The sequence below is a fragment of the Altericroceibacterium xinjiangense genome (genome assembly GCF_003958635.1).
Lineage (GTDB): Bacteria > Pseudomonadota > Alphaproteobacteria > Sphingomonadales > Sphingomonadaceae > Altericroceibacterium_A > Altericroceibacterium_A xinjiangense.
Map to the genome: position 1 here is coordinate 106,102 of NZ_RSEK01000003.1, position 15,122 is coordinate 121,223.

Genomic DNA, 15,122 nt, shown 5'->3' on the forward strand with positions numbered 1-15,122 from the left:
GGACTCTTCTGACCAGACGGTGACACGACCCGGTCGTATCAGTCGACCGGGTTGTGCGCCTGCACGAATGCAACCGCTTCCGTGAGCATCTGGTTGCGCGTGCGGCTCCGTGAAAGCCAGTGGTCTTCATCCTCCAGCTCCACGAGCCGGAAGGGCTTGTTCGCCCGCTTGAGCGCGTCCGCCATCTTCTCGCTTTGCTCGAAAGGCACGACAGTGTCGTCGCGCCCATGGATCAGCAGGATCGGAGCGTCGGCTTGTCTCGCGAAGCGGCTGGGCGAAATGTCGTCGAATCCGGTGCGCGAACCGAGTTCCTCTGTCAGGGAGAGCCGGAAAAACCTTCCCGATCGGTTCAGATAATAGTCGATCGGGTACATGAGGGGCAAATCGGCAATCGGCGCCACGGCCACTGCACAGCGGTAGACCCCTTGTTGCATCGTGACTCCGACCAGTGCGGCATAGCCGCCGTAGCTTGCGCCGACGATGCAGGCGCGGCGAGGATCGACAACCCCCTGCCGAGCCAGTTCGGCCAGGCCGTCCGATATGTCGGTCTGCATCTTGCGGCCCCATTCCTTGTGGCCCGCCCGGACGAATGCGTCGTCGCGATTGGTCGAACCGCGGAAGTTCGGCTGGAACACGGCATAGCCGCGCGATGCGAACGCTTGTGCCCACCAGTCGAACGCCGCGTCGTCATGCGCGTGCGGTCCCCCATGCGGCAGCATGACCAGCGGCAGGTCCTTCGCGGGGCGGCCGGGCGGCAGTGTCAGGATGCCGTCGAGTTCCAGACCGTCGGCCGCCGTGTAGCTGATCGTGCGGATCGGCCCCACTTGCTCCGGCAGGATGGAGAACCGCTCGTACGCGATGCTGTTTGCCCGCATCGCGTCCATGTCCACGCGGTACCAGGTGCCGCTATCCCGATTCCCGCTGGTTCGGACGAGCGCGTGCGTGAAATCCGCAGTCCAGTCGCTCAGCCGGACGTCGACGGCGGGGAAGGCCCGGTCGATCCTGTCGGCGACCTTCTGGTGCTCCACGGCGAAAAAGTGAGGGTGGCCAGTCGTCTTGGACCGGTATCCCAGCAAGCGTCCGTCCACGTGCGTGAAGTAGCGATCAACTTCCGCCTGATCGAGAAACCGATGTGGCGGAGCGTTCCCGTCCAGCGGAGCTTCGAGCCACTGTGTCGTCCCGCTTTCCGGATCGGTCTGCTGATAGATCATCGTGTCGCCCCGGGGGCCTAAAGCCACAATATCCACATCGCCTGTCCGCGCTTTCCCGGATGCGATCTGGCCGCCAGCGCCTTCGATGGTCCAGGATCCGGCATAATCGATGCGCAACGTGGCGACGACTGACCCGTCCGCTCCGATCAGCCAATCGGCATCGCCACCAGGGGGCGATGCATCAGCGATCCGGACGGCCTGGTTGGTTTCGAAGTCGACCGAGTACAGGGCCGGTCGCGGATGGGGAAGGGCGTAGCCGCCCCGGCTTCGAACCAGTTCCAGGCCACTGAAGAAGCCGTGCCATTTTCCTTCGATCTTCCGCGTGCCGAAGCTTCCGAAAACGGCGGGAAAGGTCGTTGGCTGGTCTCCGAACACGAACCGGATCTTCCCGGCTCCCCGTGCAGGGATGATAGCGACTCTGCCTACCTCGACCTTTTCGGGGTACCGTCCCGTGTCGATCTGCTCCGTCCGGGTCATGGTCAGCAACGCCCATTCGTCGCCCACCCAGTCAATCCCCCGCACCTTGACGTCGCCGATCTCCATCTTCCGCAGCGGCTGCATCTCACGGTCGAAAACGATCAGCAGGCGCTTGCCCTGCGCCGTGGCCACCGCCGCAATGTGCGCGCCGCTGTCGGAAAGCTCCATCATCTCGAAGTCGGGAAGGGAGCCATAGGCCGTCAGCGGAGGCGGCTGGACCGGCTGGGCCGCGGCAGGCGTGCCCGGCAAAACCACCACGCACGCGGCAAAACGCAGAAGCGCATTACGAAAATTCGGCATTTGAGACCCCCGTCGGTCTCCGCAGAGTTGCAGTTGATGCCTCGCAGCGCAAGGGAATGACGAGCAGCAGAAGAAGCACGCGGAAGGGGGTTTCGTTCGGCGGTGCGGCAGCCTACATGCCTTCGCCATGGCCCGCCCGAAACCCGCCACCTTCGACAAGCAGAAGACCGTCGCCGAAAACAGGCGCGCGCGGTTCGACTACTTCATCGAGGACAAGTACGAAGCCGGGATCGCCTTGTCCGGCACGGAGGTGAAGTCCCTGCGCTCCGGCGAAGGCTCGATCGCTGAATCCTACGCGGAAGTTCGCGGCGCCGAGGTGTGGCTGGTCAACGCCAACATTCCCGAGTTCAGCCACGGCAACCGCTTCAATCATGAACCGAAGCGCCCGAGGAAGCTGCTGCTGCATGAGCGTGAGATCAGCAAGCTGACCGGCGCGGTCGAGCGGCAGGGCATGACCCTGGTGCCGCTGTCGGTCTATTTCAATTCGCGCGGCCGCGCGAAAGTCGAACTGGCGCTCGCCAAGGGCAAGCAGGCGCACGACAAGCGGCAGACGACGAAGGACCGGGACTGGCAGCGGGACAAGGCTCGCATCATGCGGGAGCGCGGCTGAAGTCGTTAAACGAGCCGTTCAGGCTGGTGGTCGCATGATTGCTTTCGCAGTTGCCGCATTCGTGTAATCGAGGCCCCGATGAGTACCCGCCTTAGCCGCTGGGCGAAACGCCAGATGCCGAGCCGAGAGCAGCTTGAGCAAAGCCGCTTCACGCGCGGTCTTGCTCGGCGTTCGGAGCTTTGGCGGCTGACTCGCCGCTCCGTTCCCCGGGGAGTTGCGATAGGGCTGCTGGTAGGGATTTTTGCCCTGATCCCAGGCGTCCAGATCGTCGGCGCGGCCCTGATGTGTGTTCCGTTCCGCGCCAATGTCCCGATTGCCGCGGGTATGACGTTCCTGTCGAACCCGGTCACCACGCCGCTGATCCTCGCCGGATCGCTTTACCTTGGAAACCTGCTCGGGTTCCACGCCGATATCGCCGCGCTGACGACGCTCTATTCCAAGGGTGCGGGGGTGGGGGAGTGGGCTGCGTGGCTGCTTTCCGACGCAGCCCCGGCGCTCGTTCTCGGCTTGACGATCATCTCGGTTGCCGCAGCGGCGATCGGGTACTTCGTGACGTCGTTCGTCTGGCGCCATCTCGTGATGCGAAGGCGCCAGCGGCGACTGATCCTCTACAGGATGCTTGATCCCGCCGAATGAGCAACTCTGCCGCAAACCCGCCCCGCAATGTTGAAATCCTGCTGGTTGCGGTCGCGATCCTGGCCAGCATTGCGCTGGTCTTCATAGCGACCGAACACGTAGTCCCCACGATCGCCTATGCCGGGGGGCTGCTTGCGCTGGGCCTGATTGTCCTCGCGGTCACTCGGCGAAAGCCCGGGGCTGAGGACCAGGCCGGCATGACGCCCGACTGGGCGGTGACACTTGCAGCCATCGAGCGGCAGGACGTGGGAATCGCGATTACCGACCGCGCCAATCGTCTGGTCTGCGCGAATGGATTGTTCGAATCCTGGTTCGGCTTCTCCGGCGCGCCGCCAAGATTGCCCGTGAACCAGTTGTCTGCGGAAGAGCTTGCCCGAATTGTCCGCAGCGCGTGGCGCGACGGGCAGAGCGATCCAGTTGAGATCGAGGATGGCCAGCGCCGCTGGACGGCGCAGGCGCAGCGGGCCGGGCGCGCCGACGATTACCTCGTCTGGCGATTTGCTGCGGTGGAGGCGAGCGAAGCGGTCGATCCGCAGCACGTGGCCGGTGTTTTGGCCGGCTCGCTCAGCCGGGGCGGGATCGAACTGGCGCTGGTGGGGCCGGGTGGAGCAATCCGCGCCGCCAGTTCGGGGCTGGCGCGCCGGGCAGCTGGAGATGAAGAAGCCAGTATGGCGGGGCAAGACTTTGCCAGCGTCATTCGCGCCGCGGGAGATCGAGTTTACTTCACGCGCGAAGGCCGCAAGGGCAGCGCGCAGACCTTGGTCGAAATCCCAATGGCCGACTCGCCAGCAGACGGGGACGTGAGCGATTCGCTGATGGTCCTGATCGACTCGAGCGTCGTTGCAGCGGCGGGGGAAGCGAAAGGTCCGGCCTCGCCGACAGAAAGTCTTTTTGATCATCTGCCGCTTGGACTGGCGGTCACCGACCGGGATGGGCGCTTCCTCACTGCGAACGCGGCTTTCCGACAAGCGGCGGGGATCGAGGCGCAGCAAGCGCTGCCGCCCTATCCGTCGGACCTCGTCCTGCCGCACGACAAGGCTGCGGTGTCCGACGCCGTACGCCGCTGCGGGCAATCGCGAGGCCTGAGCGGCCGGATCGACGTGCGCCTGAGAAACCAGCCGGGAGGAACCGGCGCACTGGCGTTTGCCGGGATGCGGGGGCCCGGAGCGGCGGCCGTGTTGCTGACCCTCGCCTCGCCTGGGCAGGTCGAGCGGCCTGATGCTGCTCCCGTTCGGGTGACGGAGAGCTCAACGGGCGGTGGCGGGGAAATCCTGCTGATCGGGCATGAGGAGACGGTGCGCACTGTGGCGGAGCGAGCGCTGACGCGGGAAAATCATCGGGTCACCGTTGCCGTTGATGCCGAGGAAGGGCTGCACCTTCTGAGCGATCACGCGTTCGACATGGTGATCGCTGACGCTCTTCTGCCCGGGACGGAAGGGGCCTCGTTGGTGACGGAAATCCATGCCATCCGCGCAAACCTGCCGATCCTGTTCCTGGCGGATTATGCCGAGGAGCAGCTTCTGCGCGATTTGACCGGCGAACGGGCAGACGTTCTTGCCAAGCCTTTTGGCGTTCAGCAGATCGCCGCGCGCGCCGCCGCGCTTTTGCAGCGAACGTGAGCGCCAGGAAAGTTTTCGTTCTCCCCTTGTTCCTGTAGAACAAAAGCGATACATACACGTCAGTCGATGAATTGCGCGGCCCTGCCTGTTGGGCCTAGGAATATGATGGAGGCCATGTCATGGCGGCTAATCTGAAAGTGGTGGACAAGGAAAGCAATTTGGACCGTCAAAAGGCGCTCGAAGCCGCGCTTGCCCAGATCGATCGGGCGTTCGGCAAGGGCTCGGCCATGAAGCTCGGCAGCCGCGAGGCGATGCAGGTCGAAGCCATTTCGACCGGATCGCTCGGCCTGGATATCGCGCTCGGTGTCGGCGGATTGCCCCGCGGCCGGGTTATCGAGATCTACGGTCCGGAAAGCTCGGGCAAGACCACGCTCGCCCTGCACACAATTGCGGAAGCGCAGAAGGCGGGCGGCACGGCCGCGTTTGTCGATGCGGAACATGCGCTTGATCCGGTTTATGCCAAGAAGCTCGGCGTCGACATCGATGAACTGATCGTCTCGCAGCCCGACACGGGCGAACAGGCGCTGGAAATCGTCGATACCCTGGTGCGGTCAAATGCTATCGATGTTCTGGTGGTCGACTCGGTCGCCGCTTTGGTGCCGCGCGCCGAAATCGAAGGTGAAATGGGTGATAGCCACGTCGGCTTGCAGGCGCGGCTCATGTCGCAGAGCCTGCGCAAGCTGACCGGCTCGATCAGCCGCTCGCGCTGCATGGTCATCTTCATCAACCAGCTGCGGATGAAGATCGGCGTGATGTACGGTAACCCGGAAACCACCACCGGCGGCAATGCGCTGAAGTTCTACGCTTCGGTCCGGCTGGACATCCGCCGCACCGGACAGATCAAGGACCGGGATGAGATCACCGGCAACGCCACGCGCGTGAAGGTGGTCAAGAACAAGGTCGCCCCGCCGTTCAAGCAGGTCGAATTCGACATCATGTATGGCGAAGGCGTTTCGAAGATCGGTGAAATCCTCGACCTCGGCGTCAAGGCGGGGCTGGTGGAGAAGTCGGGCAGCTGGTTCAGCTACGACAGCATCCGTATCGGTCAGGGACGTGAAAACGCCAAGCAGTACCTGAAGAGTAACCCGGAGGTCGCCGATCGGTTGGAAGCAGCGATCCGCAGCCGGACGGACGCTGTTGCCGAAGAAATGATGACGGGGCCGGACACGGACGATTCTTCCGAGGATTGATCCAGTCACGGATAGGAAACAACAAGCCGGCGCGGTGTCCGACCGCGCCGGCTTTTTCCTGTTCGGCGGGAACGTTCACTCTGATCGGGAATTCTGTTTTGCCGCTGGCGGTGATCCCGCTTGTGGCTCGGGCGCTCAGGCCCTAATTGCCGCCCATGCATTCGACGAACGACATCCGCCGCGCCTTTCTCGATCACTTCGGGCAGAATGGACACGATATCGTCCAGTCGGCGCCGCTGGTTCCGTACAACGATCCATCCCTGATGTTCGTCAACGCGGGGATGGTGCCGTTCAAGAACGTGTTTACGGGGCTTGAAGCTCCTCCTGCTCCACGCGCCGCCAGCTCGCAGAAGTGCGTCCGCGCCGGGGGCAAACACAACGACCTCGACAATGTCGGCTACACCGCGCGGCATCTGACGTTCTTCGAGATGCTGGGCAACTTCAGCTTCGGCGATTATTTCAAGGAACGGGCAATCGAGCTCGCTTGGGGTCTCGTCACCGGCCCGTTCGGCCTCGATCCCAACCGGCTGACGGTCACCGTCTACCACACCGACGATGAAGCGTTCGGCTTGTGGCGCAAGATCGCCGGACTGCCGGAAGAGCGGATCATCCGCATCGCGACCAAGGACAACTTCTGGGCCATGGGTTCAGATGGGCCCTGCGGACCCTGTTCGGAAATCTTCTGGGACCATGGGCCTCAGGTCGCCGGCGGCCCTCCGGGATCGCCCGAAGAGGACGGAGATCGCTTTGTCGAGATCTGGAACCTCGTGTTCATGCAGTACCTGCAGGAACAGGATGAGATCACGGGCAACCTCCCGCGCCCCAGCATCGACACCGGGATGGGCCTAGAACGAATCGCTTCGGTTCTGCAGGGCGTGCACAACGTGTTCGAGACCGACACCTTCCGCCACCTTGTCGGCGCGAGCGAAGACCTGATCGGCGCGAAGGCTGCCGGTGACAGCCTCGCCAGTCATCGGATCATTGCGGATCACCTGCGCTCGACCAGCTTCCTGATCGCCGATGGCGTGCTGCCGTCGAACGAAGGCCGCGGCTACGTCCTGCGCCGGATCATGCGCCGCGCGATGCGCCACGCACACCTGCTCGGCGCGCGCGATCCGCTGATGCACCGCCTCGTGCCGACGCTCGTCAGCGAAATGGGCCAAGCGTTTCCGGAACTTACCCGCGCACAGCCGCTGATCCAGGAAGTTCTGGAACGAGAGGAAACCCGTTTCCGTCAGACACTGGACAAGGGCCTGCGCCTGCTAGACGAAGCCACGGCCAACGTCGGCGCCGGGGGCAGCTTGCCCGGAGAGACTGCATTCAAGCTCTACGACACCTACGGCTTTCCCTATGACTTGACTGAGGACGCTTTGCGCGCCCGGGGCATCGGGGTCGACCGCGCCGGATTCGATGCCGCCATGGCCGAGCAGAAAACCGCTGCCCGGGCAGCCTGGAAAGGCTCGGGCGCTGCGGCCGACAGCGAGGTCTGGTTCGATATCGCCGAGCGGGAAGGGGCGACCGAATTCACTGGCTATGCCGCAACCGGCGGGGACGGCCGCGTCGTGGCACTGGTGGCGGACGGCAAGGAAGTTACCGAGGCGCATGCCGGGCAGGACGTGATCCTGCTGGTGAACCAGACGCCGTTCTATGGTGAAAGCGGCGGGCAGGCCGGCGATTCCGGACAAATCACCGGTGACGGTGATCTGGAGATCGCCGTCAACACTACGTCCAAGCCGCTTGGCCGCCTTCATGCACACCACGGGGCGATCGCGAGCGGCACCGTGCGTGTCGGCGACACTGTCCACCTGAAGGTAGACGCGGACCGGCGTGACCGGATCCGGGCGAACCATTCAGCCACCCACCTGCTGCACGCGGCCCTGCGCCATCGCTTGGGCGAGCATGTGACGCAGAAAGGCTCTCTTGTTGCGGAAGACCGCTTGCGGTTCGACTTCTCGCACCCGAAGCCGCTGGAACCGGACGACATCGCCGCAATCGAAGCGGAAGTGAACGCCGAGATCCGTCACAACGCGGAGGTCGCGACCCGATTGATGAGCCCGGACGAAGCGATTGCCGCGGGGGCGATGGCGCTGTTCGGGGAGAAATACGGCGAGGAAGTCCGCGTCCTGTCGATGGGGCGCCTGCACCCCGATCATGGACGCAGCTATTCGGTCGAGCTGTGCGGCGGCACCCACGTCCGCGCGACCGGCGATATCGGCGTGTTCCGTATCGTGTCGGAAAGCGCAGTTTCGTCCGGTGTTCGCCGGATCGAGGCGCTGACCGGCGAAGCGGCCCGCCAGTGGCTCGTAACCCGGGAAGAAACGCTGAAGGCGGTTGCTGGGGCGCTCAAGACCGGCCCCGAGGACGTTGAGGCGCGAGTCGCCGCGATGATCGAGGAACGCCGCAAGCTGGAACGTGAACTCTCCGACGCGAAGAAGCAGCTTGCGTTGAGCGGAGGCGGCGGAGCCGCAAAGGCGGAGGATGAAGCCGTGGCCGGAGTCCGCTTCTCCGGCCAAGTGCTCGAGGGGTTGAACCCCAAGGACCTGCGCGGTCTGCTGGACGAGGCGAAAGCGCGGATGGGATCCGGCGTTGCCGCGATTGTCGCGGTTAATGAAGGCCGCGGCACGTTCGCAGTTGCGGTGACCAACGACCTGACAAGCCGCTTCAATGCGGTCGATCTGGTGCGAGCCGGAGTCGCTGCGCTCGGCGGAAAAGGCGGCGGAGGCCGCCCGGACATGGCGCAAGGCGGCGGCCCCGACGGCGCGAACGCCGCCGAGGCCATTGCTGCGGTACGCAAGACGCTGGCGGGCGAGGCCGTCAGCGCCGCCTGAACTTACGAACGGTTGGTGGCGGCCGAGCGATCGGCCGGTTCGCTGCCGCGCGGGGTATCATCGTGGCGGGGTGAACGATCCGGGACACCCTTTGTCTTGAGAGAGCCGTGGCTCTCGCCCGTCTGGTGCTGCGGATCGCTGGGGGCGCTGTTCGCCTCCGGGTTTGCGGTGGGGTCGGGGTTCTGTTTCGGCTTGCTCATGCGAAAATCTCCTTTCCCATTAGCAACGTACGGGTCGCCGGATCGGTCCGAAAGGATCAGCCGTCCAGCGTGCTGGTACGCAGTTTCGGCCTGTATTCCAGTTCCGCCCGGTGTTTGATCTGATCGCGGTACTCGTCGCGCTTCTCATGGATTGAGGCGATCACCGGGCCCATCGGCATGCCAAGCCCGACCAGCACGGCTTCGGATAGCTGCAAGGAGCTTTCCAGCGTCTCCGGCACTGCATGGGTGGCGCCGCTCCGGTACAGCTCGGCCGCGTGCATCGCGTCGCGTGCTCGGGCGATGATCGGCAGGTTGGGGTGGTGGTCGCGAAGCTTCCGGGTGATCCGCTCGGCCAGCACGGGTTCGTCCATCGTCAGCACGACTGCCAGCGCGTCTCCCAAACCCAGGCGATCAAGCGCGTCTCCGCGCATCGCGTTGCCGAACAGCACGGTGTAGCTGTCTCGCCGTGCCGCCGAGATCAGGTCTGCATCGGCGTCGATTGCGACATAGGGCTGATTGTGGACCGTCAGCATGTCCGCGACCAACCGTCCCACGCGGCCCAAGCCGACGATCACCACGCGCGGTTCGCTGCTGTTGATCAGCTCCTCCTGATCGGGCAGCGGCTCAACGCGCCGGCCCATCATCCGCCCCAGTCCCGCAAGCAGCGGCGTGATCGTGAGGCCGATGGCGGTGACGATCTGCCAGAATTGGGCGGTCTCCTCCTGGATCAGCAGCGCCTCGGTTGCCGCAGCCAGGACGATCAGGGTGGTTTCCGAAGGGCTGGCCATCAGGATACCGGTTTCCGTCGCCGTGCTGCGCCGTGCGCCCATTGCCCTCAGCAACAAGCCGGTGACGACGGCCTTCAAGGTCAGGACCAGCACGACAGCAGTTATCACGGGCCGGAAATTGGCCCAGACGTTCGTCAGGTCGATCTGCATGCCGACCGTGAGCAGGAATATGCCAAGCGCCAATCCTTCGAACGGCTTGATGATCGTCTCGATCTCGGCGTGGTAGTCGGTCTCTGCGATCAGCAACCCGGCGACGAGCGCACCAACAATGGGCGACAGGCCGACAAGCCCCGTGGCAAGGCTCGCGCCGATTACCACCAGCAGCGTGATGGCGAGGAACAACTCCGGGCTTTTGGTCCGGGCCGCCTGGGCGAACAAGGTGGGAAGGGCGTACCGCCCAATCACCATCATCGCCCCGACAATGAGCGCGCCCAGCCACAGCGTGCGCGTCAGGCCCTCCATTCCTTCTTCCGCTGCGTAGGGCGCCAGCGCGCCGAGCAGGAAGATGATGGGGACGATCGCGATATCCTCGAACAGCAGCATCGACAGCGCGGCACGGCCCACGGGCGTGTGGTGGCCGGCAATCGGCAACACCAGTGCGGTGGAAGACAGCGCAAGCGCCAGGCCCAGCGCCAGCGCGCCGGTCCAGTACTGGCCCAGCATCCACAGGATACCGCCGACCAGCGTGCCGATGACGATCAGTTCCAGCGCACCGAGGCCGAAGACCATCCGGCGGAGCTGCCACAAGCGCTTGAACGAAAGCTCCAGCCCGATGGTGAACAGCAGCAGGATGATGCCGAATTCGGCGAACGGCTGCAGCCCCTCTGCATCGCTGATCGTGACCCACGTCAGCCACGGGTGATCATCGACCATGCGGCCGAGCCCGTACGGGCCGACCAGCAGTCCCACGAGGATGAACCCGATAATCGGCGTGATGCGAAATCGCGCGAACACAGGGATGACGATGCCCGCCGCGCCGAGAATCACCAGCGCATCGGACATCGTTGAAGAGATTGCGTGGCCGTGCATGGTTCCCGTCAGTTTCCTGCCGCGGGTATGACAGAAGCGGGACGGCGGCCGCAACTCGGGAAACGCGGAAAAATGTGGCCCCGGAGCCTTTGCGCCGGGGCCGAAAGGCTTACGCCCAGTTCGCCATTTCCTTTTCGAGGTTCTCGACGATCGCCTCGAAGAACTGCTCGGTGGTCATCCAGCTCTGGTCCGGACCGATCAGCAAGGCGAGGTCCTTGGTCATCTTGCCGCTTTCGACGGTCTGGATGCAGACCCTTTCCAGCGTTTCGGCAAAGCGGACCACGTCCGGCGTCTCGTCGAACCGGCCGCGGTAGATCAGCCCGCGAGTCCAGGCGAAGATCGACGCGATCGGGTTGGTGCTGGTCGCCTTGCCTTGCTCATGCTGGCGATAGTGACGGGTGACGGTGCCGTGCGCGGCTTCAGCCTCGATGGTCTTGCCATCGGGCGTCATCAGCACGCTGGTCATGAGACCCAGGCTGCCGAAGCCCTGCGCCACTTGGTCGGACTGCACGTCGCCGTCATAGTTCTTGCAGGCCCAGACGAACTTGCCGCTCCACTTCAGGGCGCTTGCGACCATGTCATCGATCAGGCGGTGCTGGTACTCGATCCCGGCCTTGTCGAACTTTTCCTTGAAGCTTTCGGTCTCGAACACTTCCTGGAACAAGTCCTTGAAGCGACCATCGTAGGCCTTGATGATCGTGTTCTTCGTCGAAAGGTACAGCGGCCACTTGCGGTCGAGCGCGTAGTTCATGCTCGCACGGGCGAAGTCGCGGATGGAGTCGTCGAGGTTGTACATCGACATCGCAACGCCGGGAGCCTTGAAGTCGTAGACTTCGCGGTCGATGGTCTCACCGTTTTCGCCTTCGAACACCAGGCGCAGCTTGCCGGGGCCGGGGACCTTGAAGTCGGTCGCGCGGTACTGGTCGCCAAAGGCGTGGCGGCCGACGACGATCGGATCGGTCCAGCCCGGGATCAGCCGGGGGACGTTCTGGATCACGATCGGCTCACGGAAGATCGTGCCGCCCAGGATGTTGCGGATCGTGCCGTTGGGCGAACGGTACATCGCCTTGAGATTGAATTCTTCCACCCGCGCTTCGTCCGGGGTGATCGTGGCGCACTTTACGCCGACGCCGTACTGCTTGATCGCATTGGCCGCGTCGACGGTGATCTGGTCGTCCGTCTCGTCGCGCTTCTCGATCCCAAGGTCATAGTACTTCAGCTCAAGATCGAGATAAGGCAGGATCAGCCGCTCCCGGATCCATTGCCAGATGATCCGCGTCATCTCGTCGCCGTCGATCTCGACTATCGGGTTGGTGACCTTGATCTTCGCCATAAGGGCTCCTGTCGCGTTGATGAACGTTGCCGGTGTCCTTAAGGAGCAGGAAAGGCCAGCGCAAGCGGCCCCTCAGACGATGCGGGTTCGCTGCATGACGGTCCGCAGCAGACCCGGGGCAAGGCGTGTCGCAGCAACCGCGATGCGCGACCGGGAAGGGCATTCCGCGAGGCTCCACGCCGCCGCGGCCGCCATCAGCGGGCGCCGGGCGCGGGCGGCGAAGGTTCGCTGGAATGACGGCGCGGCCGCGCTCCCGCTGCGCAGCCAGAATCCCGCGGCCAACGTCCCGCTGGCGAGTGCGATATCGATCCCTTCCCCGGCAAGCGACGGGATCACTGCGGCCTGATCGCCCAGTCGGAACACACCCGGTTCGGTGCCGCGCGCGATCCAGCCGTAAGGAACCGCGCCGATGGTGTCGATCCGCGCATCCTGCCAGTCTTCGCCCAGGCGATCGGCGAAATGGGGATGACGGCGGGCGAGGTCGGCCAGCAAGGCGGACGGATCGCGCCCGGCGTCGCTCAGCCGCGACTTGCGCAAGGCGAGGCAGACGTTCGCGCTGCCGTCTTCCTGCAGCATGATTCCGGCATAGCCGCCGCGGAACAAGTGCAGCTCGATTGTTCCGCCGACGAGACGCGACAGGCGGGAGGAGGCAGGCAGCCGGACTCGCAAGCCCAGTGCAGGGTCGCTCGACTGGCGATCCCGGCCGGCACCGCGCACGTTGTGCTTGCCCGTGGCGAGAAACAGTCCGTCGCTTTCCCACTCCCGTTCCTGCCCGATCGCGCGGGTGCTTTCCACGGTCCGCACGGTGTCGAAGGCGAACCGCACGCCGGCTTCCTGCGCCCGCTGCCGCAAGGCGCGGTCAAGCGCGTTGCGGGACAAGCCGAAGGCCGGAGCGGGAAGGACGATTTCGGCGCGAGCATACCCCGCGAACAAGACGAGCCGATCGACCTTTTCCGCACCGAGGGCCGCGCAATCCACCCCTAGCCGGGCTAGCCGATCCGCCGTTCGCCAGCTGAGAAATCCGCCGCACAAGGGGTCGCCTACGTGCCGGTCGCGATCGATCAGCAGCGGCCGCGCGCCTGCATGAGCCAGCGTGATCGCCGCGGCGCAGCCCGCCGGTCCGGCTCCCAAGACAAGAGGGGTCACGGGCCGATCTTCTCGACGCACAAGCGAAACGGAAAGTAGCGCCGCACCCGCGCACCGCGCACGTCCGCCTGCCGGAGCAGGGCGGACCACTCAGGGGCACGGAAGCTGCGGGCGATGGAGGTCGTGCCGTCCAGCCGGACAATGGGATGCCAGCCCATCGCGCGGGCGAGCAGGGGATAGCCGAAATGGGATAGCCGGTGGCGGTGAAGGTCGTTGACGAACCACCCCGCCTGCGCCTCCGCGTCCATGAACGCGAGGAAGCGCACCAGTTGGTCTTCCGTCATGTGATGAGCGACGAGGCTGGAGACGATGAAGTCGAACCGCTCCCCCGCCAGATCGGCATAATCACCGGCGAGGTACCGGATCGGTGCGCCGGGGGAGGGATGGCGCTCGGCTGCCGCAATGCTGCGAGCGTTCAGGTCGATCCCCGTCAGCTCCGCTTCCGTCCCGCGGCGCTGCGCCCAAAGCGCGATCCGGCGCAGCATGTCCCCGTCCCCGAACCCGACATCCAGCAGGCGAAAGCGAGTGCGTCCGCCGAGCGCGCGACGGAGGAAATCCAGGGTGGGCCGGTAGGCAAGGGTAATGCGGTTGACCTTGGCGAGATCCGCCAGCACCGCGTGGTAAGTCCCGGCGTCGAGGGCCGGGTCGTCCATCAGCTCATCGGCCTGCAGCCGCTCAGCCAGCATCGGTCCAGCCAAAGCGGAAACCTTCGACCGCCAGCCCCGGCCCGAAGGCAAGCGCAACGCCGCGTTCCGGCTGACGGCGGATCAGCTTTTCCAGCACGAACAGGAGCGTGCCGGAAGAAACGTTGCCGTTGGCGCTCAGCACTTCACGCGAAGGATTGAGGCATTCGGGTCCAAGCCCGAGCCCGCGCTCGACGGCGTCCAGGATCGACCGCCCCCCCGCGTGGACCGCCCACGCGTCCACGTCCTTCACCGCGGCACCCCCGGTGATCGTCTCTACCAGTTCCTCATCAGCTAGAGCCCCGGCAATGCGCGCCGGGACTTCGCCCGAAAGCTCCATGACGAAACCGGTGTCGGCGATGCGCCAGGTGATCAGATCCGCACTTTCCTCCAGGGCGACCGACAAGCCTTGGCCAAGCTCCAGCCCCGGTCCTTCGCTGGTCACCAGTGCAGCGGCTGCTCCGTCACCGAATTGCGCCATTGCGAGCAGCGGCTCGATCTCCGCATCCTGCTGCATGTGCAGGGTGCACAATTCCACGGTCACCACCAGCACGCGGGCCTCCGGCTCGGACCGTACGATGTGCCGCGCCGTGCGCAGTGCGATCGATCCGGCATAGCACCCCATGAAGCCGATCAGCACGCGCTCGACATCCGCACTCAGGCCAAGGCGGCGGGCAATCAGCTGATCGATGCCGGGAGCGACAAAGCCGGTGCAGCTGGCGACGACAAGATGCGTGATCGGCGGCAGCTCGCCCAGTCCGCGGATCGCCTGCAAGGCCAGCGCAGGTGCCGCCTCGGCATAGATCGCCATTCGCTCGGCGGTGCTTGGCGGGGCTTCGCGAGCGTAGAAGGATCCAGGTTCCAGCCGCGCATCCGCTCCGTCAAGCACGGACCAGCGATGGGCGATCCCGCCGCGCTCCTGCATCCGGCCAAACAAGCGCGCCTCGCGCGGGGGCAACTGACCGGCTGCCCAGTCTCGGTACTGGCTTTCGATGTCCTGTCCCGGAACGGCGGAGGAGATCGCGGTGATACGGGCCGTCGGCCGGGGTGTTGTCATTCCGGCAAGATAGGA

Annotated in this window: 12 protein-coding genes; 5 read left to right on the top strand and 7 right to left on the bottom strand. The window is 64.9% G+C overall.

The genetic code is table 11. The annotated features are described in order from the left end of the window. Positions 1–38: 38 nt before the first annotated feature. Positions 39–1,988 carry an alpha/beta hydrolase family protein gene (locus ELY13_RS04450; protein WP_126172692.1) on the bottom strand — a complete coding sequence of 650 codons (1,950 nt, stop codon included), beginning with the start codon at positions 1,986–1,988 and terminating at the stop codon, positions 39–41. 127 nt (positions 1,989–2,115) lie between these two features. On the opposite strand from ELY13_RS04450, the gene smpB reads away from it, so the two are divergent. From smpB to alaS, 5 genes are all read left to right on the top strand, one after another. After that, positions 2,116–2,598, top strand: a complete 483-nt coding sequence (smpB, locus tag ELY13_RS04455) for an SsrA-binding protein SmpB (protein ID WP_126172693.1) — start codon at positions 2,116–2,118, stop codon at positions 2,596–2,598. Between the two features lie 78 nt (positions 2,599–2,676). Further along, complete coding sequence (locus tag ELY13_RS04460) at positions 2,677–3,234, top strand: DUF2062 domain-containing protein (protein WP_126172694.1); 558 nt, start codon at positions 2,677–2,679, stop codon at positions 3,232–3,234. Continuing rightward, on the top strand, positions 3,231–4,853 hold the full coding sequence (locus ELY13_RS04465) for a response regulator (RefSeq protein WP_126172695.1): 1,623 nt from the start codon (positions 3,231–3,233) through the stop codon (positions 4,851–4,853). The genes ELY13_RS04460 and ELY13_RS04465 overlap by 4 nt, the downstream gene beginning before the upstream one ends. A 119-nt stretch (positions 4,854–4,972) precedes the next feature. Beyond that, entirely contained in the window at positions 4,973–6,043 is a 1,071-nt protein-coding gene (recA, locus tag ELY13_RS04470) for a recombinase RecA (protein WP_126172696.1), read from the top strand. Positions 6,044–6,198: 155 nt separating this feature from the next. After that, on the top strand, positions 6,199–8,871 hold the full coding sequence (gene alaS, locus ELY13_RS04475; RefSeq protein ID WP_126172697.1) for an alanine--tRNA ligase: 2,673 nt from the start codon (positions 6,199–6,201) through the stop codon (positions 8,869–8,871). 2 nt (positions 8,872–8,873) lie between these two features. On the opposite strand, the gene ELY13_RS04480 is transcribed toward alaS, so the two are convergent. From ELY13_RS04480 to ELY13_RS04505, 6 genes are all read right to left on the bottom strand, one after another. Beyond that, positions 8,874–9,071 (bottom strand): hypothetical protein, encoded by a 198-nt coding sequence (locus tag ELY13_RS04480; protein ID WP_126172698.1) that lies wholly within the window; start codon positions 9,069–9,071, stop codon positions 8,874–8,876. A 56-nt stretch (positions 9,072–9,127) separates the two neighbouring features. Continuing rightward, positions 9,128–10,888 carry a cation:proton antiporter domain-containing protein gene (locus ELY13_RS04485; protein ID WP_126172699.1) on the bottom strand — a complete coding sequence of 587 codons (1,761 nt, stop codon included), beginning with the start codon at positions 10,886–10,888 and terminating at the stop codon, positions 9,128–9,130. Between the two features lie 109 nt (positions 10,889–10,997). Beyond that, positions 10,998–12,221, bottom strand: coding sequence for an NADP-dependent isocitrate dehydrogenase (locus ELY13_RS04490; RefSeq protein ID WP_126172700.1), 1,224 nt, complete (start codon positions 12,219–12,221; stop codon positions 10,998–11,000). A gap of 72 nt (positions 12,222–12,293) precedes the next feature. After that, entirely contained in the window at positions 12,294–13,367 is a 1,074-nt protein-coding gene (locus ELY13_RS04495) for an NAD(P)/FAD-dependent oxidoreductase (protein ID WP_126172701.1), read from the bottom strand. Next, positions 13,364–14,053 (bottom strand): methyltransferase domain-containing protein, encoded by a 690-nt coding sequence (locus ELY13_RS04500; RefSeq protein ID WP_126172888.1) that lies wholly within the window; start codon positions 14,051–14,053, stop codon positions 13,364–13,366. Before ELY13_RS04500 ends, ELY13_RS04495 begins: the two co-directional genes overlap by 4 nt. Further along, a complete protein-coding gene (locus tag ELY13_RS04505; protein WP_126172702.1) occupies positions 14,043–15,107 on the bottom strand; it encodes a type III polyketide synthase in 1,065 nt (354 codons plus the stop codon). Before ELY13_RS04505 ends, ELY13_RS04500 begins: the two co-directional genes overlap by 11 nt. Positions 15,108–15,122 lie beyond the last annotated feature (15 nt).